Origin of the sequence: Pseudomonas sp. IPO3749, from assembly GCF_013386605.1 — a bacterium.
Taxonomy (GTDB): Bacteria; Pseudomonadota; Gammaproteobacteria; order Pseudomonadales; family Pseudomonadaceae; genus Aquipseudomonas; species Aquipseudomonas azotoformans_A.
This window is the reverse complement of record NZ_JACARN010000032.1, coordinates 33,226-60,045: the sequence shown is the minus strand read 5'-3', so window position 1 is coordinate 60,045 and position 26,820 is coordinate 33,226. Positions and strand designations below refer to the sequence as shown.

The 26,820-nt window shown below is 56.8% G+C and carries 15 protein-coding genes; 13 read left to right on the top strand and 2 right to left on the bottom strand.

The genetic code is table 11. The annotated features are described in order from the left end of the window. Nucleotides 1–40: 40 nt before the first annotated feature. Nucleotides 41–3,952 (bottom strand): ATP-dependent RNA helicase HrpA, encoded by a 3,912-nt coding sequence (gene hrpA, locus HX812_RS14020; protein WP_038848016.1) that lies wholly within the window; start codon nucleotides 3,950–3,952, stop codon nucleotides 41–43. A gap of 280 nt (nucleotides 3,953–4,232) precedes the next feature. Between hrpA and HX812_RS14015 the strand changes: the two genes are divergently transcribed. Together HX812_RS14015 and HX812_RS14010 are read left to right on the top strand one after the other, a co-directional pair. Continuing rightward, nucleotides 4,233–4,487: a hypothetical protein gene (locus HX812_RS14015; RefSeq protein ID WP_152514734.1), complete on the top strand. Its 255-nt coding sequence runs from the start codon at nucleotides 4,233–4,235 to the stop codon at nucleotides 4,485–4,487. A 70-nt stretch (nucleotides 4,488–4,557) separates the two neighbouring features. Then, nucleotides 4,558–5,121: a hypothetical protein gene (locus HX812_RS14010; protein WP_038848014.1), complete on the top strand. Its 564-nt coding sequence runs from the start codon at nucleotides 4,558–4,560 to the stop codon at nucleotides 5,119–5,121. 53 nt (nucleotides 5,122–5,174) lie between these two features. On the opposite strand, the gene aceK is transcribed toward HX812_RS14010, so the two are convergent. Then, a complete protein-coding gene (aceK, locus tag HX812_RS14005) occupies nucleotides 5,175–6,890 on the bottom strand; it encodes a bifunctional isocitrate dehydrogenase kinase/phosphatase (protein ID WP_038848011.1) in 1,716 nt (571 codons plus the stop codon). Nucleotides 6,891–7,279: 389 nt separating this feature from the next. On the opposite strand from aceK, the gene HX812_RS14000 reads away from it, so the two are divergent. The 11 genes from HX812_RS14000 (at nucleotide 7,280) to HX812_RS13950 (ending at nucleotide 26,781) form a co-directional block, all read left to right on the top strand. Continuing rightward, nucleotides 7,280–8,905: a methyl-accepting chemotaxis protein gene (locus tag HX812_RS14000; RefSeq protein ID WP_038848009.1), complete on the top strand. Its 1,626-nt coding sequence runs from the start codon at nucleotides 7,280–7,282 to the stop codon at nucleotides 8,903–8,905. A 52-nt stretch (nucleotides 8,906–8,957) separates the two neighbouring features. Beyond that, the gene (locus tag HX812_RS13995; protein WP_038848007.1) at nucleotides 8,958–9,842 is read left to right on the top strand and encodes a DMT family transporter; all 885 of its coding nucleotides are present in this window, start codon (nucleotides 8,958–8,960) and stop codon (nucleotides 9,840–9,842) included. A 103-nt stretch (nucleotides 9,843–9,945) separates the two neighbouring features. Then, on the top strand, nucleotides 9,946–10,743 hold the full coding sequence (locus HX812_RS13990) for a CPBP family intramembrane glutamic endopeptidase (RefSeq protein ID WP_038848005.1): 798 nt from the start codon (nucleotides 9,946–9,948) through the stop codon (nucleotides 10,741–10,743). A 792-nt stretch (nucleotides 10,744–11,535) separates the two neighbouring features. Next, nucleotides 11,536–12,684 (top strand): non-hydrolyzing UDP-N-acetylglucosamine 2-epimerase, encoded by a 1,149-nt coding sequence (gene wecB / locus HX812_RS13985; protein ID WP_080642404.1) that lies wholly within the window; start codon nucleotides 11,536–11,538, stop codon nucleotides 12,682–12,684. Then, nucleotides 12,681–13,943, top strand: a complete 1,263-nt coding sequence (gene wecC, locus HX812_RS13980) for a UDP-N-acetyl-D-mannosamine dehydrogenase (RefSeq protein WP_038848002.1) — start codon at nucleotides 12,681–12,683, stop codon at nucleotides 13,941–13,943. Before wecB ends, wecC begins: the two co-directional genes overlap by 4 nt. 14 nt (nucleotides 13,944–13,957) lie before the next feature. Then, nucleotides 13,958–19,024 (top strand): glycosyltransferase, encoded by a 5,067-nt coding sequence (locus HX812_RS13975; RefSeq protein WP_038848000.1) that lies wholly within the window; start codon nucleotides 13,958–13,960, stop codon nucleotides 19,022–19,024. Nucleotides 19,025–19,067: 43 nt separating this feature from the next. Beyond that, nucleotides 19,068–22,049, top strand: a complete 2,982-nt coding sequence (locus tag HX812_RS13970; protein WP_235165473.1) for a DUF6270 domain-containing protein — start codon at nucleotides 19,068–19,070, stop codon at nucleotides 22,047–22,049. Continuing rightward, nucleotides 22,046–22,435, top strand: coding sequence for a hypothetical protein (locus HX812_RS13965; RefSeq protein WP_038847997.1), 390 nt, complete (start codon nucleotides 22,046–22,048; stop codon nucleotides 22,433–22,435). Before HX812_RS13970 ends, HX812_RS13965 begins: the two co-directional genes overlap by 4 nt. Before the next feature lie 43 nt (nucleotides 22,436–22,478). After that, nucleotides 22,479–24,254: a hypothetical protein gene (locus HX812_RS13960; protein ID WP_038847995.1), complete on the top strand. Its 1,776-nt coding sequence runs from the start codon at nucleotides 22,479–22,481 to the stop codon at nucleotides 24,252–24,254. Beyond that, nucleotides 24,236–25,468 carry a glycosyltransferase family 4 protein gene (locus tag HX812_RS13955; protein ID WP_038847994.1) on the top strand — a complete coding sequence of 411 codons (1,233 nt, stop codon included), beginning with the start codon at nucleotides 24,236–24,238 and terminating at the stop codon, nucleotides 25,466–25,468. Before HX812_RS13960 ends, HX812_RS13955 begins: the two co-directional genes overlap by 19 nt. Then, nucleotides 25,459–26,781 carry a glycosyltransferase family 4 protein gene (locus HX812_RS13950; RefSeq protein ID WP_080642403.1) on the top strand — a complete coding sequence of 441 codons (1,323 nt, stop codon included), beginning with the start codon at nucleotides 25,459–25,461 and terminating at the stop codon, nucleotides 26,779–26,781. Before HX812_RS13955 ends, HX812_RS13950 begins: the two co-directional genes overlap by 10 nt. The last annotated feature ends 39 nt before the right edge of the window (nucleotides 26,782–26,820 follow it).

Sequence of the window (26,820 nt, the reverse complement as noted above, 5' to 3'; positions counted from 1 at the left end):
CAACAAGCCCGCTCACCACACCGCAGAGTATCTACGGGGGTCAAGCTTCGACCAGGCTCCATTGCTTGCTCAAGCGCTTGTCGGAAATCGGCACTTTGGTGCCCAGTTGCTGGCCAAACAACGACACGCGATATTCCTCCAACCACCAGCGATAGAGCTCCAGCTGAGGGTCGCGCTTGCCTTCCTGGGCATGTTTTTTCAGGCGGTTTTCGTACTGCGTCCACAAACCGGCCAGTTCGCCGCTCCACACCCGATCCTTTTGCACCTGGCTTGGCAGTTTCTCCAGGCGCAACTCGATGGCCTTGAGGTAACGCGGCAATTCCTTGAACCACTGCGCCGGGGTTTCCCGCACGAAACCCGGGTATACCAGGTTACTCAGTTGCTGCTTGATGTCGTTCAGGGCCACGGCCTGTGCCAGGTCGATCTTGCCTTTGAAACGTTTTTGCAGGCTGTGCCACAGTTTCAGCACGTCCAGGGTCAGGCGCGCCAGGCGCTCGGCATGTTCGGTCCAACTGCCACGCTTGCGCTCAGCCAAGGCGGCCAGGCCAGCACCATCGCGCGGCAGGCTGGCTTCGCCTTCGAGTACGCAGGTGTCGAGGCTGGCCAGCAAGATGTCTTCCACTAGCGCATCGATGCGCCCCAACTCGCGGTACATCAGGCCCAGCTCGGTCAAACCCGGCAATTTGCCACGCAGGAATTTCGCCGGTTCCGCCAGTTGTTGCATCAGCAGGCGCTGCAACGCGCGGCGATGCTGGAACTCCGCCTCGGCAGCCGTGGAGAAGCGCCCTTCCTTGACCGTGCCGTTTTCTTCCACCAGCGCCGGATACACCGTCATCGACAGCCCGGCGATCTTCTGTTGAGTCTTTTCCGCCACCGCCGCAAACACCTTGGCTTCCACCGGCTGTTGGCTTTTCGCGGTTTGCGGCACGGCCAGCGCGGCCTGGCTGGCCTCGGCAAAGCGTGCGGTCAGTTCGGCCAGGTCGCGGCCTTCGCCGAGGAACTTGCCCTGACCGTCGACCACTTCCAGGTTCATCTTCAAGTGGCTTTCCACCTGCTGCGCGGCTTCGGCCCAGGCTTCATCGCTGACCCGCGCCCCGGTCATGCGCAGCAATTCACGGCCCAGCGCCTGAGGCAACGAGCCCTGGCCAAACTCGATGCGTTGCAGCGCGGCCTTGACGAAGTCCGGCACCGGCACGAAGTTCTTGCGCAGCGCCTTGGGCAGGTTGCGCACCAGGGCGATGCACTTGGCTTCGATCACCCCCGGTACCAGCCATTCCAGGCGCTCTGGCGGCAACGCAGGCAAAAGCGGCGCCGGCACGCGCAGGGTCACACCGTCGCGTGGGTGATTGGGTTCGAAGTGGTAACTCAACGCCAGTTCCAGATCGCCCAGGTGCAGGGTGTCCGGATAATGCGCGGCGGTGACTTCACTGGCCTCACGGGCCAGTACGTCCTCTTCGCGCATAATCAGCAGCTGCGGGTCTTTCTGGCTGTTGATCTTGTACCAGCTGTCGAAGGTCGCGGTTTGGTGGATCTCCGCTGGCAACCGCGCGTCGTAGAAGGCGAACAGGGTTTCCTCGTCCGCCAGGATGTCGCGACGGCGCGCCTTGGCTTCGAGTTCATCGAGTTGCTCCAGCAGTTGCTGGTTGGCCGTGAGGCACTTGGCCCGCGACTGGATCTCGCCACGCACCAGACCTTCGCGGATAAACAACTCGCGAGACACCACCGGGTCAATCGGCCCGTAATGCACCGGCCGACGCCCGACCACAATCAACCCGAACAGGGTGATCTGCTCAAAGGCCACCACCTGGCCGCGCTTCTTCTCCCAATGGGGTTCGAAGTGGTTTTTCTTGATCAAGTGCCCGGCCAGCGGCTCGATCCAGTCGGCGTCGATCTTGGCGACCATGCGCGCATACAGCTTGGTGGTTTCCACCAGTTCGGCGGTCATCAGCCATTGCGGACGCTTCTTGCCGATGCCCGAGGACGGGTGAATCCAGAAACGCCGCTGGCGCGCGCCGAGGTAATCGCCGTCTTCGGTTTTCTGGCCGATCTGGCTGAGCAGGCCGGACAGCACCGCCTTGTGCAGTTTCGGGAAATCCGCCGGTTCTTTATTGACGGTCAACTGCATGTCGCGGCAGATCAGGCTCAACTGGCGATGGGAGTCGCGCCACTCGCGCAAGCGCAGGTAGTTGAGGAAGTTCTTGCGGCACCAGTTGCGCAGCGGGCTGGCGGTCAGTTCCTGGCGCTGCTCTTCAAAGCCGCGCCACAGATTGACCAACCCGGCGAAGTCCGAATCCGGATCTTTCCATTGCGCGTGAGCCTGGTCGGCCGCCTGTTGACGCTCCGGCGGACGCTCGCGCGGGTCCTGGATCGACATGGCACTGGCGACGATCAGCACTTCCTGCAAGCTGCCGAGCTTGGCGGCTTCCAGCAGCATGTGGCCCATGCGCGGGTCCACCGGCAGGCGCGCCAACTGACGGCCCAATGGCGTGAGCTGGCTGTTGCGGTCCACCGCCGACAGCTCTTGCAGCAAGTTGAAACCGTCGCTGATGGCCTTGCCGTCCGGCGGCTCGATAAACGGGAAATCGGTGATCTCGCCGAGGCGCAGGTGCAGCATCTGCAGGATCACAGCCGCGAGGTTGGTGCGTAGGATCTCCGGGTCGGTAAATTCCGGACGCCCGATAAAATCTTCTTCGCTGTACAAACGCACGCAAATGCCGGGCTCGACCCGACCGCAGCGGCCTTTACGCTGGTTGGCGCTGGCCTGGGAAATCGCCTCGATCGGCAGGCGCTGCACCTTGGCGCGGTAGCTATAGCGGCTGATGCGCGCGGTGCCGCTGTCGATCACATAACGAATGCCCGGCACGGTCAGCGAGGTTTCCGCAACGTTGGTCGCCAGCACCACGCGCCGGCCCGGATGGGACTGGAAAATGCGCTGCTGTTCGGCCGGCGACAGGCGCGCATACAGCGGCAGGATCTCGGTGTGCTTGAGCTGGGCCTTGCGCAGCATGTCCGCGGCGTCGCGGATCTCGCGCTCGCCCGGCAGGAAGACCAGCACATCGCCAGGGCTGCGGCGCTCGCTGCGCTCGTAGGCGGCGATTTCATCGAGGGTGGCGAGGATCGCCTGGTCAACGGTCAAGTCATCCTCGACGCGGTTGCCCTCCTCGTCCTGCTCCAGGGTCAACGGGCGATACCAGGTGTCCACCGGGAAAGTACGGCCCGACACTTCGACAATCGGCGCGTCGTCGAAATGCTTGGAAAAACGCTCCAGGTCGATGGTTGCCGAGGTGATGATGACTTTCAGGTCCGGACGACGCGGCAGCAAGGTCTTCAGGTAGCCCAGCAGGAAGTCGATGTTCAGGCTGCGTTCGTGGGCTTCGTCGACGATGATCGTGTCGTAGCGTTCCAGGTAGCGATCGTTCTGGGTTTCCGCCAGCAGGATGCCGTCGGTCATCAGCTTGATCAGGGTATTGGAATCGCTCTGGTCTTCAAAACGTACCTGATAGCCGACCAACGCGCCCAACGGTGTGGCCAACTCCTCGGCCACCCGACTGGCAACGCTGCGTGCTGCAATTCGCCGTGGCTGGGTGTGACCGATCAGGCCGAACTGGCCGCGACCGATTTCCAGGCAGATCTTCGGCAACTGGGTGGTCTTACCCGAGCCGGTCTCACCGGCAATGATCAGCACCTGGTGCTTGTTCAGCGCGGCTTTGATCTCATCACGCTTGGCCGCAATCGGCAGGCTGTCGTCGTAGCGGATCACCGGCAGGCTGGCACGCCGCGCCGTGACCTGGGCGCAAGACGCCTGCATGCGCGCGACCCACTGCGCCAGCTTTTCCTCGTCGGGTTTCTTGCGCAGCTCAAGTAACTGCCGCCGCAAGCGGTGGCGGTCGGCGAGCATGGCGTGATCGAGGGTCTTGAGCAGTTGGTCGATAGTGGGCGCTTGGTCGGTCATCAGGGTGGCAAAGGTCTTCTGGGTGAGGCAGGGCGCGCCTGCATAACGGTGGACGGAAAAAACGAGGGGCGATTGTCGCAGATTTCTACATTTCTGGAGATGTTCAGTCAGTGACGGGACGCGTAACACCTGCGAGTGAGCACCTTTCTTACAGAAGAAAGTCGCTCACCCGACCACTTTTACAGTGCAAATCCGATGGATTGAGTGGCGTATCCAAGGCCAAATCAATCTGCCAGAAACCCTGGCAGATCGCTGTATCGTTCATGAAACCGGAGCTTTTATGCCTATCGATTCGACAAACAGCCAACCTTATCTACCCAGCTACTCTGTATCCATGCAGGCCCAACCGCGCTCCGCAGCGTCGGAACCACCGCCCAAATATGAGTTCCCGCCCGCCTACACCGAAAAGCCGTCATCCAACGCAGCCCCGCAGAGCGCCTCGACACCGTCCACCAATTTGACGGCCAACCGAATCTCGAACTTCCACACGACCAGTCAGGCAGTACGCGGCATGAATTTCATGAGCGGCCTGTGACGCAATAGTAGTGGAACCACTCGGCACATTAGAAACAACAGCCCCCCCAAGCTCATCGCACGAGGTATGTATGCCCATCAACTCCAACAACCACGCGTACAGCGGCAATACCCACAGTTATGCCGACAAATATCAGTCTATCGCACCTGAAAACAACGCATCCCAAGGCTCCTGGCTTAAACCCTCCGGGAGCCAGTCATCCGCGCCACTGCTCGATCAACAACCCACTTCAGCACTGAGCCCAAACAGACAAAAGAAACTCGAAGCGCTCAAAAAAAACAAAGACAAGCTGGAAAACCTGCCCGCCACGTTCCCGACACCCGCGCTTCCCGCGTCAAGTTTTCAACCTGCTATCAATCTGACGCAAAAACGCATCGATCAACTTTCGAACCCGCCAAAAACCAGCAACCCGATCACAAAGTTCAATAACGCCCGCGAAGTCAAACAAACCGATAACGCGCTTAACAAAGAAATGGCATCCCTATACAAACAGGCTCGCGACGTGCAAACCAACGGTACCAATCCCACCGATAAGAACCGAGCGTCCAACGTTACGGATGAGCTGACGGTGATGGGTCGAGACCAATCCTGGCTGAAGGATGTCCGCAAGGAAAACCGTAAAGGAAACAGCTGACGCTACCAAGGCTGCCTGGCCTGAGCGGCGCTTTAAGGTTTAGTTAAAAGCTTTTACTGGTTCTCCTCCCACCGACGCCGGTAAGGAAACACATCAATCACCTTACCGGCGCGAATCGCCTCCTGCAGCCCTTTCCAGTAATCGGCGTTGTACAACTCGCCATGCAGCTCATCGAACAACTTGCGTTGGCCAGCATCCGCAAACAGGAACGGCGGGAATTCCTCAGGGAATACATCCAGCGGGCCAATGGAGTACCAGGGCTCGGAAGCCATTTCATCTTCTGGGGTACGCGGCGCGGGGATGTGGCGGAAGTTGGCCTCGGTGAGAAAGCAGATCTCATCGTAGTCGTAGAACACCACGCGGCCATGGCGAGTGACACCGAAGTTTTTCAGCAGCATGTCGCCGGGAAAGATGTTGGCCGCCGCCAGTTGTTTGATCGCCAGGCCATAGTCTTCCAAGGCTTCACGCACCTGGGCGGGGTTGGCGTTGTCGAGGTAGAGGTTGAGCGGGGTCATGCGCCGTTCGGTCCAGCAGTGGCGGATCAACACCGTGTCGCCTTCGACTTCGACGGTGCCAGCGGCCACTTCCAGTAATTCGGCCAGGCATTCGGGCTCGAATTTGCTCAAGGGGAAACGGAAGTCGGCGAACTCCTGGGTATCGGCCATGCGCCCGACCCGGTCGACGCTTTTGACCAGCCGGTACTTCTCGATCACGGTGGCGCGGTTGACGTTTTTCGACGGTGAAAAGCGGTCCTTGATGATCTTGAACACCGTGTTGAAGCCCGGCAGCGTGAACACGCTCATGACCATGCCACGCACGCCGGGGGCCATGATGAATTGATCGTCGGTGGTCGCCAGGTGGTTGATCAAGGCGCGGTAGAACTCTGACTTGCCGTGCTTGTAGAAACCGATGGAGGTATACAGCTCAGCGATGTGCTTGCCCGGCAGAATGCGCTTGAGAAAGCCGATGAATTCCGCCGGCACCGGCACATCTACCATGAAGTAGGAACGGGTAAACGAGAAGATGATCGACACGTCGGCTTCGTCGGTGATCAGCGCGTCGATCTGGATGCCCTGCCCTTCACGGTGCAGCAGTGGGATCACCAGTGGCCATTGTTCGTCGCGAGTGTAGATACGCCCTACAAGGTAGGCGCCTTTATTGCGGTAGAGCACCGAGGAAAACAGCTCGACCTTGAGGTCCGGGTCCTTGCACACCCAGTCCGGCAGGTTTTCCCGCATTTGGGTCTCAAGGCGGCGCAGGTCGCCGGCCAGGTCGGCGTAAGGCTCGCTGAAACGGTAGTCGGCAAAGATCTGCGCGAGCATTTCCGGGATTTTCCCGGCAGGCGTGTAGGTACGCGTCTGCGCGGCCCGTGCCCGGCGCAGGCTGGGCCGGGTGGTGTGGATGAACATGCAGCCGTCGCTGATCAGGTCGTGGCTGAACAGACCACAGAAGATCGAGTTGTACCAGGTCTCGGACAGCTCATCGTCGAAACGCAGATCGATCAGGCCGATGTAGGCGCTTTTCACCACGGGCCACTGGTCGACATCGAGTAATGCGCCGTCATCAAAGCTGCTGCGCAAACGCGCAATCACTTCGCTGACCTTTTCTTCATAGAGGTTGATCCGCGCCGCCGACGCCGCCTGCCCCTGCTGCCACTGGGCCTTTTCAAAACGCTCGCGGGCGCCATCGGTGATCTGGCGAAAGTGCTCACGGTAATCGTCGAAGCCATCGAGGATCATCCGGGCGACAGCGAGGGCGGATTGGGACATGCGGGAAACCTCTGCGGGCATCTGGAAGCCCTGAGCTTAGCCAGTGTACGAGAACAGGAGAAGGGTCATTTCTTGCGCTGCCTTGTACAACTTCGTTCATTTCGTACATTTATTTTCAATTTTTTTAATTCGACCATCCGGTCAATAAACGCACCCAAAAGTCGCACTGCGCTTTTCCCGCACGCCTGCAACGGCGGGGCTTGGCTGTCCAATGCCGAAAAACCTTGCTCAACGCTGGGCGCGATCTCCGCTCGGCGCTTTGGATCCAACTAAGGGAAACCCTGATTACCAGGGTGATGGCACTTTGATATATAGCGCGCCCTCTCCCACCCTAACAAGGTCCAAAGACCGATCCGGGAACAGGTTCTAATCGCCCAAGGAGCATTGAGATGTCATTGAGGAACATGAGGATCGGTCTGCGTGCCAGTCTGAGTTTTGGGGTTTTGGCCAGCTTGCTGGTGATCGTCGGGATGTTTGGGCTGGGCCAGATGGCCAAGTTGCGGCAGAGCGCACTGGTTATCGAAGAATCGTGGATGCCGAGCATCGAGAACATCCACGACAGCGCGGCCTTCGTGGCCAGTATCCGCCTGGAGGCGTTGCGCCTGGCAACCACCGACGAATCGCGAATCCGTGACAACAGCAAAGCCTTGATCACCCGCCAGCGCACCGAGCTGCAAACCTTGCTCGATCATCACAAAACCCTGCTCAGCGGCGATGAAGAACGCGAAATGCTCAAGCAGCTCGAAGGTAACGTGAATGCCTACCTGACCCTCGTCGCGCAGATCGTTGCCCTGGTGGACAAGGACCAGCAACAGGACGCCATCGATCTGCTCAACAGCCGCCTGGCGCCACAGGGCGTGATCCTCAACAAAAGCCTGGAGGACATGATCACCTTCAACCAGAGCGGTGTGGAGACCGCCGTGGACTCCGCCGCGCAGACTTATTCCAGCGCACAGTGGATCGTCGGTTCGATCATCGTGTTCGCGCTGATCGCCACCTTGCTGCTGGCCTGGCTGCTGACCCGCAGCATCACCGCCCCGCTCGGCCAGGCCCTGATCGTGGCACGCACCATTGCCGGCGGCGACTTGAGCCAGCCGATCGCCGTCAGCGGCAAGGACGAACCGGCTCAATTGCTCACGGCCCTGGCCACCATGCAGGCGCAGTTGCAAGGCACCATCCGTGGCATCAGCGAGTCAGCGCAGCAGCTGGCTTCTGCGGCCGAAGAGATGAGTTCGGTGATGGAACAAAGCACCCGAGGGCTGCAAGCGCAGAACGACGAGATCGAACAGGCCGCCACCGCCGTGACCGAAATGAGCGCGGCCGTGGACGAAGTGGCGGGCAATGCGGTGTCCAGCGCCGAGGCGTCCCAGGCCTCCGACGAGGACAGCAAGCACGGCCACTACCAGATCAGCGAAACCATCAGCTCGATCCAGAACCTGGTGGACGAAGTGCTCGGCGCTTCAAACAAAGCCGAAGGCCTGGCGGTACAGGCCCAGGACATCAGCAAGGTGCTGGAAGTGATCCGAGGCATCGCCGGGCAGACCAACCTGCTGGCACTCAACGCCGCCATTGAAGCGGCCCGCGCGGGCGAGGCCGGGCGCGGTTTTGCCGTTGTCGCCGATGAAGTGCGCTCCCTGGCGCAACGCACCCAGGATTCCACCGAAGAAATCGAGCAGATGATCACTGGTATCCAGCAAGGCACCCAGGACACCGTCGAAGCCCTGAACAGCAGCGCCGAACACGCCGGCCAGACCCTGCAACGCGCCAACAGCGCCGGCAGCGCCCTGGAAAAAATCACCGCAGCCATCTCGCAGATCAGCCAGCGCAACCTGGTGATCGCCAGCGCCGCCGAACAGCAGGCGCTGGTGGCACGCGATGTGGACCGCAGCCTGGTGAACATCCGTGACCTGTCCACCCAGACCGCCGCCGGTGCCACCCAGACCTCGGCGGCCAGCCAGGAACTGTCGCGCCTGGCAGTGGACCTGAATGGGCTGGTGACGCGGTTTGTCCTGTAATCATTGGAAATGTCATGCAACACTCGCGGGCTTATTGAGGTAGGAGTGTTGCGTGAGACCTGTCGACAGCCTGTATTTGCTAGGGCTCGCTGCTATTTGGGGGGCGAGTTTCCTGTTCATGCGCATCATTGCGCCGGAGATCGGCACGGTGCCGACCGCGTTTTTCCGCGTGTCGATTGCCGCCGCCGGGTTGCTGGTGATTTTGGCGATGATGCGCGTGAGCTGGGATTTCCAGGGCAAGTTCAAGACCGTGTTGCTATTGGGCGTGATCAACTCCGGGATCCCGGCGACCATGTACTCGGTGGCCGCCCAGGTGTTGCCGGCGGGTTACTCGGCGATCTTCAACGCCACCACCCCGTTGATGGGTGTGTTGATCGGCGGGCTGTTTTTCAGCGAACGCCTGACGCCGTCAAAAATTGCCGGCGTGTGCCTGGGCTTGTTCGGTGTGGGTGTACTGACCCGCGCCGGGCCCGTGGCGTTTGACCTGGAATTGTTGATGGGCGCGCTGGCCTGCTTGCTGGCGACCACCTGTTATGGCTTTGCCGGGTTCCTGGCGCGACGCTGGCTGGACCAGCGCGGCGGCTTGGACAGTCGCCTGTCGGCCCTGGGCAGCATGCTCGGTGCGACGTTGTTCCTGCTGCCGTTTTTCGCCTACAGCGCAATCAGCCAACCGCCCGCGAGTTGGGGTGGGTGGAAGGTGTGGGTGTCGTTGCTGGGCTTGGGGCTGGTATGCACGGCGTTTGCCTACATTCTTTACTTCCGCTTGCTGACATCCATCGGGCCGGTGAAGTCGATGACCGTGACCTTCATGATCCCGCCGTTCGGCGTACTGTGGGGCGCGTTGCTGCTGGATGAGCCGTTGTCGATGGCGCATTTGTATGGCGGGGTGTTGATTGCGGGGGCGTTGTGGTTGGTGTTGCGACCGAAAAAACTGTGAGCGGGCTTACCACAACAATCCAACCGCGAATGTAGAGGGAGTTTCATCGGGCCCAGCAGGACGGGTGGCTATAATGCCGCGCAGATTTTCCCAAGGATTCCCCATGATCGCATTACCCTGGCTGTACCTGGCGCTACTTTCCCTCGGCTACCTGCTGGCCTTGATCTACGGGCAACTGGGGATACTGGCGGGGGTGTCCGTCGCCCTGCTGCTGATCGCCGGCTACGCCGTACGCCAGCAACGCACGCCGTGGGCACGCTACCTGGGCCACGGGTTGTTTATCGTATTGGCACTGAGCCTGGCGATGCACTGGTTGCCCGGCTTCTACAACGGACGTGGCATTGCCCCACAACGTCTCACCGACGATGCCGTGCCCTTCTCGATGTTCCTGAACCAGGACAAACCGCTGATCGGGTTCTGGCTGCTCCTGGCCTGCCCGTGGATCGTGGCACGGCGCTCGCTGCGCCTGTCGATCTGCGTGACGGCGCTGGCGTTGACCCTCACCGCCATCACCGCTTTGGGCACCGCCGCCTTGCTGGGTGTCATCAGTTGGGCACCGAAATGGCCGGACCAGGCCTGGCTGTGGGTGCTTAACAACCTGTTGTTGGTGACGTTGGTCGAGGAGGCGCTGTTCCGTGGCTATGTCCAAGGTGGCTTGAGCCAGCGTTTCAAGCATTTGCCCTACGGCGACAACCTCGCGCTGCTGCTGGCCTCGCTGCTATTCGGGGTGGCGCACCTTGGCGCGGGCTGGCATTGGGTGCTGCTGGCGAGCATCGCTGGGGTGGGTTATGGCCTGGCGTATCGGTTCGGCGGTTTGGGCGCGGCAATAGCTACGCACTTTGGCTTGAACTTGATTCACTTCGGATTACTTACGTATCCAATGTTAAGTCCCACAACGTAGGACATGTACCACACAATAAAACGATAATTCGCTCAAACATTTCGCCCCTTAAAAACTCAACATCAAAGTCTTCGCCACACTTTTAAACTTCAACTTGCAAACCCATTAGCGTACAGCTTCATATTACAATCAGGTGGGCCTGCGCTGATCAAAGCCCGCGCCGAACGTTCAAGAAAATCATGCGCCCACCGCCCTCTCCCCCACTCGGATACGGTTGGGTTGCACCCCGATTTTTTCCGCGCGGCGCTCCTCCCCAGCGCCCTGTCAACGCGTTTTTTTCGCCCCGTTACATTTTTGTTATTTCTTGTAACAATTTCGTCATTTCCGACCAGCGGCGCCCATAAATTCTTGAAAAAGTCTATTTTGAATATTTTTTTCCTTATTTTTCAATGATTTACTTAAAATTATTCATTTCCGATTAGTTCCATTGAGATTCGCCCCGATACCTGCTGCCAGTACGAAAGTAAACCGTTTGATCAATTTTTTTCGCAAGGATTTATCGGATCCAAAGTGGTACGGTGCCTGCGGCTTAAGGTATGACTACGCGCCTCTCAGAAGGATTGTCGCGACATGCCTGAGCGAATTTTCGGAGTCACATAGGCCACGGATCGCGCTAAATGGAACTGTTTTCTTTTTCAATATCCCCCTTCCTTTAGAAGCTTCGCACCCCGTTGCGAAGTTCGGTCTTTCTGTTTTTTAATATTGGGACAGTTAGTTAATTTACACCCAAGCGGCGTATTTAAATTATCAAACACCAATCGATGCTTCGGTAATAAAGTGATTAAAAACCCCATTAAAACCCTGTCAATTTTTGGCACACGCCCCGAAGCCATCAAGATGGCGCCTCTGGTCATCGAGCTGAAAAACGACGATCGATTTGAATCGAGGGTTTGCGTTACCGCGCAACATCGGGAAATGCTCGACCAAGTCCTTGATCTGTTTGACCTGACCCCCGACTACGACCTCAACATCATGAAGGCGGGCCAAGGCCTGACAGGCGTGACAACGGCCATCCTGCAGGGGCTCAAGCCCGTGCTCGAGGACTTCAAGCCGGATGTCATCCTGGTCCACGGCGACACCGCAACCACCTTCTCCGCAAGCCTGGCCGCCTATTACCAGCAAATCCCCATCGCCCATGTCGAAGCGGGTTTGCGCACCAACAACTTGTATTCACCGTGGCCTGAAGAAGGCAATCGGCGCCTGACCGGCAGCCTCGCGACCTTGCATTTCGCGCCGACCCAGAACTCTCGACAAAACTTGCTCAATGAAGGGGTCGACGAGGGCGCCATCCACGTCACGGGAAACACCGTGATCGATGCCTTGCTTAAAACCGTGCAGAAACTCGACGACCCCGCCACCCGCGTGCGTGCCCAGTTCGACGAGCAGTTCTCGTTTTTGCCCAAAGAGAATCGCCTGGTCCTGATCACCGGCCACCGTCGGGAAAATTTCGGTGATGGCTTCGAGCGCATCTGTCAGGCCTTGGCCAACGCGGCGCGCGAATATCCGTTGGTGGAGTTCGTTTATCCGGTGCATTTGAATCCCAATGTACGCGAACCCGTACAACGCCTGCTGGCGGGTATCAGCAACGTGCATCTGATCGAACCGCAAGACTACCTGCCGTTTGTCTACCTCATGACTCGCTCCTACCTGATCCTCACTGACTCCGGCGGCATACAGGAAGAAGCACCCGCGCTGGGCAAGCCCGTGCTGGTGATGCGTGACACCACCGAACGCCCTGAAGCCGTGGACGCCGGGACGGTGAAACTGGTGGGCACGGACGTGGAATCGATCACCCACAACTTGAGCGTTCTGCTCAGTGACAACGCGGCCTATCAAGCCATGAGCTTTGCCCACAACCCCTATGGCTCGGGCGAAGCATGCGCATTGATCCGGGAAGCGTTGATGACATTGCACGTTGAAAAAAATCGGGGCGCGCCATGAATTTTCCAAGAGTATCGGTCATCGGCCTGGGTTACATCGGCCTGCCCACAGCAGCCATCTTTGCCTCTCGCAAAAAGCAAGTCATCGGTGTCGACGTCAACCAGCACGCTGTAGACATCATCAACCGCGGCGAAATACATATCGTCGAGCCCGACCTGGATATGCTGGTGCACGCCGCCGTTACCGAAGGGTACCTGCGTGCGACCACCACACCCGAGCCGGCCGATGCATTCCTGATCGCCGTACCCACGCCGTTCAAGGAAAACCACCAACCGGATCTCAGCTACATCCAGGCAGCCAGCCAAGCCATCGCCGCAGTCTTGAAAAAGAACGACCTGGTGATCCTGGAATCGACCTCTCCCGTCGGTGCGACAGAACAAATGGCCGCGTGGCTTGCCGAAGCGCGTCCGGACCTGACCTTCCCCGCCACCCATGGGGAACAATCCGACATCCGTATTGCCCACTGCCCGGAGCGGGTATTGCCGGGGCACGTGCTGCGCGAACTGGTCGATAACGACCGGATCATCGGCGGCATGACGCCTGCCTGCTCGTCCGCCGCCGTACGCCTGTACGAAGCGTTTGTCGAAGGCGAATGCATCATCACCGACACCCGCACAGCCGAGATGTGCAAGCTCACCGAAAACAGCTTTCGCGATGTGAACATCGCGTTTGCCAATGAGCTTTCGATGATTTGCGCCGAACTCGAGATCAACCCTTGGGAGTTGATTCGCCTGGCCAATCATCACCCCAGGGTCAACATCCTTCAACCTGGCCCCGGCGTGGGCGGACACTGCATTGCGGTCGACCCCTGGTTCATCGTGAGCAAGACGCCAGACCTGGCCAACCTGATCCGCTGCGCCCGCGAGGTGAATGATCGCAAGCCGCTGTGGGTCATCGGGCAAGTCAAGACGGCCTTGGCGGAGTTTCTGCTCAAGCATCGCGACATGTCGGCACGCCAGGTACGTATCGCCTGCTACGGCCTTGCCTTCAAACCCGATATCGATGACTTGCGCGAAAGCCCGTCGCTGAGTATCGCCCAAGTGTTGGGTGAAGAACTGGGCGTTGAATTGATGTTGGTCGAGCCGAACATCGAAGCGTTGCCCGCCTCGCTTGCCGGCCACCAACTGGTGGACACCGCGTATGCGCTGGACAGCGCTCACATCCACGTTTTGCTGGTCAAGCACCGAGAGTTCAAATCCATGGGCGATTTGCGCAACGAGGCGATCGTGATCGACGCCGCCGGCGTGTTCGCGGCCTGATAAGGATATTGAAGATGAATAGCGTCCAACTCCCCACGCCAGCGGAAGCGCCTGCGCCCCTGGCAGACATTCATGATCGCGTAATGGAGGCGTATTACGGGAAGTTGGGCGAACACTTCATGCGTGAAACCCAGGCACGTATTCACTGGATTTGCGCCCAGGTCTGCGGGAGCAAAGTGCTGGATGTGGGCTGCTCCCAGGGTATCGTCCCGCTGCTGCTTGCCCGTGAGGGTTGCAATGTCACCGGCGTCGACACCAGCCCCCAGGCCATTGAGGAAGCCAGGCACTACCTGGCCAACGAACCCATCCACGTGCAAGAAAAAGTCTGCTACGTGAATGCCGACTTCTTGACGCTGAACACTCAGGACACCGAGCCGGACACTATTGTGATCAGCGAAGTGCTCGAGCACCTGGTGCGTCCGGAATTGTTTGTGGAGAAAGCCGCCTCCCTGCTCAAACCGGATGGCTGCCTGATTATCACTGTGCCGTTCGGCGTCAATGATTTCATCGACCACAAGCACACGTTCTACTTGCTTGAGCCCTTGCGCCTGCTCAGCAAGCATCTGCACATCACTCAGGTAAAGGTGCTGGGCAAATGGCTTGGCGTAGTGGCCGTCAAACCAAAAGACGCAACCACACCGGCCCCTCTGGACATGGGCATCGAACAGGTGGCCAACCTCGAAAAAGCGTTCGAAGCCATCGAACGCAACCTGCAAAACAGTTTGACCCACACCAGTAAACAGCTGGCAGAGGCGAACACGAAATATCGAGCCGCCACCGAACAGATTGCCCAACTCAAGCCCGAAGCGGCGAAGGCCAAGGCGCTGGAGCAGACCGTCAGCGACCAGCGATCCGAGCTGGCCAAACTGGCGGAGCTCACGTCAAGCCTGGACGAATCCAATAAAAAGCACCAGGTGGCCATCGAGCACAACCAGCAACTCAAGACACGCTTGAGCGAGCTGGAAGCATTGAAGCTTGATCAGCACACGCAGTACCAGTGCGAACTGGACGAACTGCACGGCCGGCATGCTGACGCGCAGGCCCGATTGAACGTGCTGAACGATGAGCTCCAAACGCTCAACGAGCAGAACCTGCGCCTGCAGGAACACGTCACGGAGGAACGGACAAGCCGTCACCTGGCACAAACCGAACGGCTGAATGCCGTTCACCAAGCCGAAGAGCAGCGCCATGCACAGGAATCGCTCCAAGCGAACCTGGAAAAAGACATCGACACGCTGCTGCTGCAAATCGACGGGCTTCATGTCCAGTATGAGCAACAAATCCTTGAACTCAATCAGGCACTCAAGGCTTGCCGTACACAGATCGTGGAACTGACAGACGCACTTGATCAGGAGCGAACCTCTCGCCCGCTGCTGGAAAGTGATCTGCAGCGCAAGGCCGAACATCTGGATGAACGCGAACAGACCTTGAGCCTGGTACAGCGTGAGCTGGCCTCGTGCAAAAGCTGGCTGGAAGAGGCCAACAAAAAATACCGAGAGGCGACGGATGCCCAGATTCCGCGACTGAACGCCGAGCTGAATACGCTGCGCGAACAAAGCGACGCCCAACAGCGTCAGATCGAAGCGCTGAATGACGACCTGCGCAACTCAGAAGCCAAGCGTCACCAGGCGGAACAGCGCCTGATCAAGACACGTTCGAGTCTTACCTACCAATTGAAGTCGAGCGCCGGTTCATTGGGTGGCATGGTGCGTCTGCCGGCCAATCTGCTCAACCTGTATCGTCAAGCGGCCAAGACCCGCAAGAACAGCCATACCTCGGGCAACATCGTTGAAACACCGGTTGCAGCACTGCTGCCCCCCCCTACCGAGCCGGTGTCGCTGCCCTCTTTGCTGGACGATATCAGCCATGCGCGCAGCAGCCTGCTCAACGATGCAACAGGCACGACAAGCCCCTTGAAAGTCGCCTGTGTGATGGACGAATTCACCTTCGGCTCGTACCGTAATGAGTGCAACCTGCTGCCCCTGACACCGCACAACTGGCAAGTAGAGCTTGAAGCGTTCCAGCCAGAGCTGCTCTTTATCGAATCGGCATGGCGCGGCAAGGACGATCTGTGGGGCAGCAAGATCGGGCACAACAGCCATGAGCTGCAAGACATCCTCAAATGGTGCGGCGAGCACAAGGTTTCAACGGTTTTCTGGAACAAGGAAGACCCGGTCCACTTCGAGACCTTCCTCTCCACTGCCAAACAGTTCGACTTCGTGTTCACCACCGATATCGACTGTATCCACCGCTACAAAGGTGCGCTGGGTCATGAGCGCGTATACCTGCTGCCCTTCGCTTGTCAGCCGGCCGTGCATAACCCGGTGGAACTGTATGAACGCAAAGACGCGTTCTGCTTCGCAGGCGCCTACTACGCGCGCTATCCCGAGCGTACCCGCGACCTCGCCAGCTTTGTCGGCGAATTGCCGCGCCTGCGTCCACTGGACATCTTTGACCGCAACTTCGGTAAGGACGACAAGAACTACCAGTTTCCCCCGCAATACCAGCCCTACATTGTCGGTACCCTGAGTTTTGACCAGATCGACCTGGCCTACAAAGGCTACCGCTATGCAATCAACCTCAACTCGATCAAACAGTCGCAGTCGATGTTCGCCCGTCGCGTGTTTGAACTGCTGGGCTCCAACACCATCACCGTCAGCAACTTTTCCCGAGGCGTGCGCCTGCTCTTTGGGGATTTGGTCATCACCACAGACAATGGCCCGGAAATGCTGCGCCGGCTGAGCCTGCATACCACGGATGAGCGATACAGCGACAAATTGCGCCTGGCTGCCCTGCGCAAGGTCATGCAAGAGCACACCTACGCGCATCGACTGAACTACGTGATCAGCAAGGTAACCGGCGAGCCACAAGCAAACCTATTGCCTCGTGTGTGCATCGTCGCGAAAGCGGAGAACGCCACGCAGCTTGCGGCGTTGAACCAGCACGTCATGCGTCAGCGCCACCCTGATTTCCTGATGCACGTCGTGGTAGATGAAGACCTTTGGTGCGCGTTACCTGCCTGTGATCCGCGCGTGCAACTGCTGACGCCGGCACAGGTCGCGTCTACCCCACTGAAAACCCTGGCGGGCGATACGGCCTGGCTGGGAACAATGGTTGCCGACGATTATTACGGCCCCAACTACCTGCTCGATCTGGTCTTGGCGACACGCTACAGCCAGGCGCGGGTGCTGGGTAAAACCACGTACTTTGTCCAGGATGCCAACGGTATCCAATTGGTCAACCCAGGCCAGGCATACCACTGCCCTGAGACGCTGGCCGTACGAACTGCACTGATCCACATCGACTTAATTGGCGACCAGAGCGTCAACACCTGGCTGAAAAACGCACCCGAGTTGCACTATCCCCACGCGCAATGCCTGGCCATCGATGCCTTCAACTACTGCAGGCACGCAGGCCGCACGGATGTTTCGGCCGTGGTAGACGACCTTGAACTGGACACCGGCATCAGCATTCATGAGCTTCAACGTCGCGCCGAAGCCATCGCCCCCCTGCAGAACAGCCATACCTCGCCAGAAATCTGCGGCAGCCAACTGGCAGCCTTGTTTGAGCCAATGCGCAGCAAGCACCTCAAGGAAACGGTTGAGGGCCGCGAATGGCAAATCGAGTCCACCCTTGAAGATGGCAAGCATGAGTACCACTACGCCAAGCAGGAACTGACCGTCGATGTGCTCGGTGGCGGGAACAAGGTCAAGCTCTACCTCGACGCGACACCAGGGCTGAATATCCAATGGGTGGTGCTGTTCCTCGATGCGCAGAAGCAGCGCATCAGCCATGTGATGCAACATGCCAACCGCAACCACACCTTCGACGTCCCGCCCGAAGCGGCCTTCGTCCGCCTGGGCGTGCGCGTCTACGCCAACGGCAGCGCACATATCAAGGCGCTGGTGCTGGGCCATCGTGATCTGCAGCCATCAGACATGCTGGGCAAAGCCGAGCACTTACTGATCACCAACCATTACCCGGCCTACGACGATCTGTACCGCAACGGTTTCGTCCATACGCGTGTCACGGCCTATAAAGAACAAGGCATCAACGTCGACGTGTTCCGCCTGCGCAACAACGAGTCGGTGAGCTACCACGAGTTCGAAAACGTGGATGTTGTCACCGGTTCTCAGGCAACACTGACGAAGATGCTCGAGTCCGGCGCCTATCGGTCAGTACTCGTGCATTTCCTCGACCCCGCCATGTGGGAAGTGCTGCGCAAGCACCTGGACCACATCAACCTCACCGTATGGGTCCACGGCGCTGAAATCCAACCCTGGTGGCGCCGCGAATACAACTACAACACGCAAGAGCAACTGGCACTGGGCAAACTCGACAGCGAAAAACGCATGGCCTTCTGGCGTGAGTTGCTGCAGCCAATGCCGGCCAATCTGAAGCTGGTGTTTGTATCGCGCTATTTCGCCGAAGAAGTGATGGAAGACCTTGGCTTTCGCTTGCCAGAAAGCCAATACGAGATCATTCACAACCCGATCAATACCGAGCTGTTTTCCTACGAGGAAAAGCCGGTTGAGCAGCGCAAGAAGATTTTATCGATTCGGCCGTATGCGTCTGCCAAGTACGCGAATGACTTGAGCGTCAAAGCAATTAAGTTACTGGCACACAAACCATATTTCTCAGAATTGGAGTTTCTCATGATGGGTGATGGCGCTCTCTTTGAGCAGACGCTGGCCCCTCTGCGTGAATACGCCAACGTCAAAATAGAAAGAGGCTTCCTTACGCATGCGCAGATTGCTGCGTTGCACAAGGACTATGGAGTGTTCCTATGTCCGACCAGAATGGATGCACAAGGCGTATCACGCGATGAAGCAATGGCCTCTGGCTTGGTCGCAGTGACCAATGCGGTCACCGCCATCCCGGAATTCGCTGATGAGCATTGTGCAATTCTTGCTCCTGGCGACGATGCTGCAGCCATGGCCGAAGGAATAGCGCGAATTGTAGAGCATCCTCAACGGTTCAGCTCCATGTCGAGCGCAGCAAGATCGAGGGTCGAGAAGCAGACCTCGATGGCTGCGATCATCGGCCTGGAAGTTGCCCTGCTTGCAGAAGTGTCCAACTGATGCCTGTGCTATCTCCAATTGGTAAAGGCGCGAGAGTCGCTGTATGAACCCGTTCAGAATTCTGATCGCGGGCAGTTGTGTCAGCCGGGACATCTTGAACTATGACACAGAACATGCCTTTGAACTGAGCGCTTACTATGCCCGCAGCTCGTTCGCGAGCGCCTTTGCGACGGTCAAAACTGATGATCGTTTCAGCCAGAATATTAAATCTAAATTTCAGGCGGCGGTCGTCAATGCAGATCTGGAAAAGCATTTACAACAGTCCTTGGCACAAACAGAATTCGACATTCTGCTTGTAGACTTGATAGATGAGCGCTTCAACATCTTCTGTGAAAGCAGGGGAGGCATATTCACGCTCTCAAATGAGCTATTCAGCGGAGGCTTCAATTCAGACTCCGGCAGCGGCGCTATTATAAAAGCATTCAGTGATGACTTTTATAATAAATGGGTCTGCGGATGGCGTCGCTTTATTAGTCAAATGAAAACGACGAATCAACTCCACAAAGTCATCATTCATAAAACCTTTTGGAGTACGTTTACCCAAACGGGAAACACTTACGCTCCGCACTTCACTGACGTACAGATCAATACAGCCAACCACTTCTTGCAGCGCCTGTATAACCGTGCCGCCGAGGACGTCCCCGACACCCAGTTTATCGAGCCCCTTTCAACGCTTCTTCAGGGCGCTGATGAGCACAAATGGGGCGTCAGCCCGTTTCATTACATCGATGATTACTACAGTTTTATGCTAGAAAAAATAAAATCACTTGCCTCCATTCTGCGTACTGTGAAAACAGAGCCTTCCATGGACTCAAGGGCCGTCACCCTGCTCAACCCGGACAGATCGATTGAGTCTAGCCTCCTCTTCACTAATAGTGTGGATAACAATCACCGTTACGCACTTAGACCCGATCTATTCAAAGGCAATGCGAGGACAACCAAAACAGCTTCGGGCCTAAAGTTCATATTTGAGAATGCAAGCGAAACCCACCAAGTCCGATTCAAGTTGCCTATTGCGTGCGTTGTCGACGGACTGAACGTTCGGTTCAAAATTTCAGAGTGGCAGTCCCTCAATTATTTGGCGATTGGCTACGTGGTGGGCAGCGATTATCATCACGTAAAAATTGTGCACACGCTCAGAGACCAATGGGTTGACTTTTCCTTGGGTTATTCCGACTTGGCATTTGGAATACAGAACAACTGGCAACGCCCTCCCGCATCAGAAGCATTGGAAGTAAAGCTATTTTTCAAAGGACGCCCTTTGCCCCAGGGTTCTACTCTGGAAATAGAAGAGATCGCGTGCTGGAAAGAAAGTAGCGAATTTCCATTCTGGCTGGACGCCCCCCCTAATTACCCAGCGGGAAACGTCAATGCGGCTGCCGGGCTTGAAAAAAATTTAGTCCATTCAACTTATACCTATCTCGGAAAATGCTTCCGCGATGTAGGCGCTCAAGTTACGTCATTTCTTTCAGACGGCACCTGCCCTCTTTACGGGAATAAAAACCTGCCCTGGCCCTCAGACAACAGGCTTCCAGATACTCTTGGGGACGTGGGTACTTACAGATTTTCCTGGCACGCTTTGCATCCCGCTACCATGATGATGATGCACGCACGGACAACAGGTAATCTTGCTACAGTTTTTTCCGCGCGTGATTTCATCAACCAGTGGCTGGATCACAGTTACTTCAGCAATGATCCTGACAAAAAATTCGCTTGGTACGACCATGGCACAGCAGAGCGTTTACTTTCGCTGATCTTGATGTGCGACTTGGGAGCAAAATACCAATTCGATACAAGATTCATGACCCGCTTGAGAGGCGCAATTTTCAAGCACGCCCAGCTGCTCAGTTCGGAGATGTTTTACTCTTCGCATCAAGTTTCCAGGTACCATAACCATGCTTGGTTTCAAGACGTGGCGTTGTTAGCAGCTGCGTTAGCCTTGCCGGAGCTACCCTGTGCACAGCTTTGGACGACCACGGCACTCAAACGACTAGAGGACCAACTTGAAAAGTTGATTATCCGTGACAATGGCTACGCCGTCTTTATAGAAAATTCAATTGGGTACCACCAGGGCGTACAACGCCTTCTGTCATTCGCTGGTGAATTAGCACTCCTAAGTGGTAGACCCACCGACATACCAGCCATTGCCAATGAATTGATCAGGTTTTCTGAACTCCTCAAATATCCTGACAATAGGGCTCCCGCTCAGGGCGATACCTTCCGCAGAAAAAATCCTGGAGGCCGTCCCTCATTTCCTCCAAAACCTTATAAAGAAAACAACGTAACACTATTACCAAAAGCCGGATACGCAATAATCAAGGGCAACCATGAAGACCGAGCGTATATGCTGTCTGTGTTCGCAACATCTCTCTGCCAGACGCATAAACATGAAGACAATTTATCGTTTACCTTATTCATGGACGGCATTGAGTGGCTGATTGACCCTAGTTTCTACTCACACGAGTACGCTAAACCGCTACAGAAATTTCTAAGAAGCGCTTGGGCTCACAACAATGTGGTCGCAGTAGGTCACACCTACTCGATCTTGCCAGGTAAAGCCGAACTTTCTGGAACGTCCAACGAATCATGTTTCACGCTCGCAGGCCGCCATACGGCTTACGAAAATCTTGAAGTTTCGAGGCGTATCAGTGGTGACATAGATCAGTTGAACTTCACCATAACCGACTGCGTCACTGGTAACACACACGGCAACACGCTATCACTGTTTCATTGCGGCGATGGAGTGACCGTCAACACTCTGGGAAATGTCATTCAACTGTCTCACCCGGCCTCCGACTACCACATCCTTATCACCAGTGAGTGTGAAGTAAGGGTCGTAAACGGGTGGCTGGATGAGCGCGACATAAATGCAGTCACGGGCCTTGGATTCATGGAAGACGTACCCACCTCTGTCGTCGCCTACACACTACCCCAAGCACAGGCATCTTCGTTCAGCATCACCGCCTCGAAAGTAGGCAGCACGTATAACCCACAGCACGCATTACAATCGGAAAGCAAAAAATGAAAAACCTGCTCCTCGCTGTATCTTTTCTGGTGTCCGTCACGGCGTGTGATAACTCGACACAAGAAACTCATACAAGTCTGACCAGCCTTAGCAACGGCATTCAAGTACCTTCCAGTGCAAAGGAAGTTAAGAGTTATATTGCCAAGAAAGATAATGTTGACCGACAGCATTATCTGTTTGACATCGACAAGCCTGTCTCCGAGGCCAATGAAGAACTATCACGCGTCATGAAATCACAGGGATTTGCACAGCTTATTAAGTCCCAGGAAAAAGACGTTTCACAGTTTTACTTCAACAAAGAAAAATCGCCGACTGTGGTGGCGGTGCTCAAACCCATCAATTCAAGTCAAACACGACTTGCTATGTCTTGGGAAATGATCAACTGAATCATTCACCCTTGACAATCCTTTTTCATTGCGAGCCTTTTTAATGTCCCCCAACACTATCAGCCCCATCAAATCATTACGCTGGTATTATTCGGTCTCGCTAAAAATGGCTCGCATAGTACCTGGTTACACGCTCACGCTAATTGCGCTGACCTTGGCATCGCAAATGACTCTTTTAGCGGCATCATTTTTGCCACTGAAGGCCATCCTATTGATAGGTTCGCCCGATATCCCAGCCTATTTCCCCGAGACGCTCAAAGTGCTCGGACGAGATACACTCTTTCTGATACTCAGCTGTTCAACAGCGATAGCGTACTTTCTCCATCTTACATCCGAGAAGCTCATCAAAACCCTGACGGACGCTGGATCACAGAGTTTGCTCGCCAACAGCAGCAAGATGGTTTTATTTCAGGAACAAACGTTCGTTGCGAACCGTGCCTATTTACGATTCACCCGTAGCCTGGCAAGTGTCGTTTTTGTCGCCTTTACCATATTTTTGCTAGGGCTGTTGTACAACGACCTGATGCTCGCAATCATCCTATTGTGGACTGCACTCATAGCCGGCTACTTTCTCACTCAAGCAACGCAGAAAACACTGCACAAAAAAATTCAAAATGTCATCAATGAAACGCCTAGTACCGTTGCGTCTCTTTGCTTCCTGGCTGCTTTTGGCTTCATGGCTTATGACTTTCTGGATGATGACCCTCCGCAGGTTTTCGCTGCACTCATCAGTCTTCTACTGACTCGCCAACTCATGCAGCGTGTCGCTCTGCTTTTGCAGGACACGACCCAACTCTTCGCACAAAAACTTCAAGTTTCCGCTCTTTTTTTTCACTCGCATAAAATACCTGCCCACACCCCCCCTGACAACGATGGGTTTTGGGAGTACTTTGGGGAAGAAACCAAAATCCCGCTTATTGAGTCCTTATTGTCCAGCGTGACAGGGGACACATACACCGTATCAAGCGTGCTCTGGCATCAAGTCGGCGTGCATGATGTAGCCGCATTTGAAGTTTCTGCAAAAAAACAGCCCGGATCATCGACACGGCAATTTCTGATAAAAATCTTCAACACCAACAGAAGCACTTTCGCTATTAACGAAGCCACGTTGTTTGCACATTCAAATCCTGAACACTTGCCCACACTCCCATTCATTGGCGCCGTTATCATGGGAAGGTTTCACTGCCACCTCTTTGAATGGGACAGTATTAAAAAGTGCGATCCACTCAACACTAAAGAGCCCACTCGCCAAGCACTTAAGCGTTTGATGTGCACCTCGCCCGGCGTGGATTTATTCAAGCTTTTCTCGCGTTCTCACCCTCTGATCTGGGAGCGCCTCAGCGCTCAGTCACTGCACAGTTTCAGCGTGGCTTCCAACATGACGTGCTATGCCAGCAGCCTGAAAGCGTTTCTTGATGACAGGGCGAATATTCTTGGCTTAATAAAGGGTATTCCCTTGCAGGTGGCCAATTTTGATATTGGAAAAGACCATCTGCTTGAGAACTCCAGCGGGGAAATCATCGTAAGTCACTGGGGCTTATGGAGCCTGGAACCTGTAGGGGCAGGTTGGCCCACGTCCCCGAAAGAACTTGAACGGCTACCGTTCCTTTTTGAAGAAGTCAAAACAACGCGTGGGGACATGGCTCACATTTCGTTCTCCCTCTTCAAACTGTCGGTACTACTCTGCGCACTCGACAGATTTTTGATCAGACAGCACTTCATTTATGCCGCCCAACTGCTCCCGGACATTATGAACACCTATCACCAACTGACAATGCCGGTAGCCCAGGAGACTTTACAGTGCCCCGTATCGCCATGATCGTCTGGAATGAATTCCGCAACGACGCACGCGTGTTGAAGGAAGCCCAGACGCTCCAGTCCGCCGGTTACCAAGTGACGGTGTTTGCCTTGCACACGCCCGGCGTCACCCTGGAAAAAGAAACCCTGGAAAACGGAACTCACGTGGTTCGCGTGGCACGCAGCCCGCTCTGGAAGCTGCGCAAGTCCGGCACAGCAGCGCCTGTCTCGGCAGTTGGCAGTGGCGCCATCGGCCGCCTGAGCCCGGCCAGGCAAGTCCTGCGCATTGTTGCCCGACTGTGGACACATTTGGGCCTGCTTGCGCGAGTCGCTTGCCACCGTGCAACGGTCGTCCATGCCCATGACGTCAATACCCTGCCCACTGCCTGGCTGGCCGCCAGGCTGAGCGGTGCGAAAGTGGTGTATGACGCCCACGAAATCAGCACCAGCCGCGAGGGCTACAACAGTTTTCGTGGCCTGGTTGCCCGCGTGGAGCGGACATTGATGCCCAGGGTCCAAGGCACCATCACGACGACCGATGCGCGCGCCAAGTTCTTTGCCCGGGCCTACGGGATACCTCGCCCCGTGGTGCTGCAAAATCGACCACGCTTCACCAGCAGCCCCGCCAGCGCACGTATTCGCGAAGAGCTCGGCTTGACGCAACCATGGCCGGTGGTGGTCTACCAAGGGGGATTGCAGCAGGGGCGTGGTCTCGAACGGTTGGTGCGAGTGGCGGCCACCGTGCCCAACACTTACTTCGTGTTTATCGGGGGCGGCCGCCTGGCCAAGCCCTTGACCGCGCTCAGCCAGGAACTGGGCCTGACGGAGCAGGTGCATTTTATCCCGACAGTCTCCCTGGCTGATCTTCCCAGCTATACGGCGTCGGCGGACATTGGGGTGCAGCCCATTGAAAATACCTGCCTGAACCACTTCACTACCGACTCGAACAAACTCTTCGAATACTTGATTGCCGGCCTGCCCGTGGTGGCGACGGACTTTCCGGAAATCCGACGCATTGTCAGGGCCCACGACATCGGCTTGCTCGTCCGTGATCGCGACGATGAGGCCTTGAGCGCGGCAATCAATCGCTTGAGCAGTGATGCGACATTGCGCAAGGCATTCGCCAACCATGCGGCTCAAGCCGCTGCGCAATTGAATTGGGAACAACAGGAACACCAGCTGCTGGACCTCTACCAAAAAGTCCTGGAACGCGAGCACTGCGCCACATGCCCGTAATCCGGCGCGTTCTGCTCCTGAGTTTCTATTACCCGCCGGATCTGGCGGCAGGCTCGTTTCGCGTCGAAGCATTGGTCAAGGCGTTGCTGGCGCACGGCAGTAGCGAGTTGCAGATCGACGTACTCACCACGCAACCCAACCGGTATCACTCGTACAACACCCAGGCCGATATCTTTCAGGAAAGCGCTCGCCTGACGATTCGACGCATTCCCCTGCCCATTCACAAAAGTGGGATTGCCGATCAAGCCCGGGCATTTGCCACCTATGCCCGAGGCGTAAGCAACGCCGTCAAAGGTCAGGACTACGACTTGATTGTGGCGTCTTCGTCGCGCCTGATGACCGCCGCACTTGCCGCGGCGATAGCGTTCAGAACCAGGACTCCGTTGTATCTGGATATCCGGGATATTTTCGTCGACACCCTACCGGAGCTTTTCCCCAGCAGGTTTGGCCGAGCGGGGACCTTGCTCTTCTCATGGGTGGAGCGTTTCACGATCCGCCAGGCGAGCCGGGTAAACCTGATTTCCCCAGGGTTTGAGGATTACTTCTTCGAACGCTACCCGAACCTGACATTCTCGACGTACACCAATGGCGTCGATGATCTGTTCCTGCAACCACTGGTAAACCTGGAAAAAACGGCGACCAGCGCAGCCCGGCTCAAGATCGTGTACGCAGGCAATATTGGGGCTGGCCAAGGCCTTGAGCATATCCTGCCGACGTTGGCCCTGAAGTTGTCGCACACGGCTCAGTTCTACGTGATCGGCGATGGCGGCAGTGCGGGCAAACTGCGCAGCGCCCTGGCGGCCCAGAATGTCACCAACGTCGAGCTGATTGCGCCGACGAGGCGGTCCAACCTTATCGAATTCTATCGGCAGGCGGACATCCTTTTCCTGCACCTCAATACCTTCAAGTCTTTCCGCCGGGTCCTGCCTTCCAAACTGTTTGAATACGCCGCTACCGGCAAGCCGATCCTGGCGGGGTTGGCCGGCTACGCCAAGCAGTTCACCAAAGCCAAGATCGCCAACGCCTGTGTGTTTGAGCCCGGCGACACCGACAGCGCGCTACAAGCCCTGGAAAGACTGAGCCTTGCCTCCATCAACAGAGACTCGTTCAAAGAGAACTACTCTCGCACGCTTATCCAGCGCAACATGGCGCTGGACGTGCTCAGCACCCCCTTGGTGGTGAAAACCCCGGGCCGGCTCCTTCAACGCTATGTGACGATCAAGCGTTGGGCGTTTTTGCGCCTGGACTGGTTTATTTCACCTTGCAGGTACCCCGTGGCTGCCGAACTGATGGCTGCTTCCTTGTGGGGCTGAGTGCCCCCTCATCAGCGAAGAGGCCTTCGGCAGCGATGG

What these genes read in the sequence shown, in the direction of transcription:
- HX812_RS13990 (WP_038848005.1), top strand. Translation starts at nt 9,946, where the DNA reads ATGATCGCATTACCCTGGCTGTACCTGGCGCTACTTTCCCTCGGCTAC.
- HX812_RS13975 (WP_038848000.1), top strand. Translation starts at nt 13,958, where the DNA reads ATGAATAGCGTCCAACTCCCCACGCCAGCGGAAGCGCCTGCGCCCCTG.
- wecC (WP_038848002.1), top strand. Translation starts at nt 12,681, where the DNA reads ATGAATTTTCCAAGAGTATCGGTCATCGGCCTGGGTTACATCGGCCTG.
- HX812_RS13950 (WP_080642403.1), top strand. Translation starts at nt 25,459, where the DNA reads ATGCCCGTAATCCGGCGCGTTCTGCTCCTGAGTTTCTATTACCCGCCG.
- HX812_RS13970 (WP_235165473.1), top strand. Translation starts at nt 19,068, where the DNA reads ATGAACCCGTTCAGAATTCTGATCGCGGGCAGTTGTGTCAGCCGGGAC.
- HX812_RS14010 (WP_038848014.1), top strand. Translation starts at nt 4,558, where the DNA reads ATGCCCATCAACTCCAACAACCACGCGTACAGCGGCAATACCCACAGT.
- HX812_RS14015 (WP_152514734.1), top strand. Translation starts at nt 4,233, where the DNA reads ATGCCTATCGATTCGACAAACAGCCAACCTTATCTACCCAGCTACTCT.
- HX812_RS13965 (WP_038847997.1), top strand. Translation starts at nt 22,046, where the DNA reads ATGAAAAACCTGCTCCTCGCTGTATCTTTTCTGGTGTCCGTCACGGCG.
- HX812_RS14000 (WP_038848009.1), top strand. Translation starts at nt 7,280, where the DNA reads ATGTCATTGAGGAACATGAGGATCGGTCTGCGTGCCAGTCTGAGTTTT.
- aceK (WP_038848011.1), bottom strand. Translation starts at nt 6,890, where the DNA reads ATGTCCCAATCCGCCCTCGCTGTCGCCCGGATGATCCTCGATGGCTTC.
- HX812_RS13960 (WP_038847995.1), top strand. Translation starts at nt 22,479, where the DNA reads ATGTCCCCCAACACTATCAGCCCCATCAAATCATTACGCTGGTATTAT.
- hrpA (WP_038848016.1), bottom strand. Translation starts at nt 3,952, where the DNA reads ATGACCGACCAAGCGCCCACTATCGACCAACTGCTCAAGACCCTCGAT.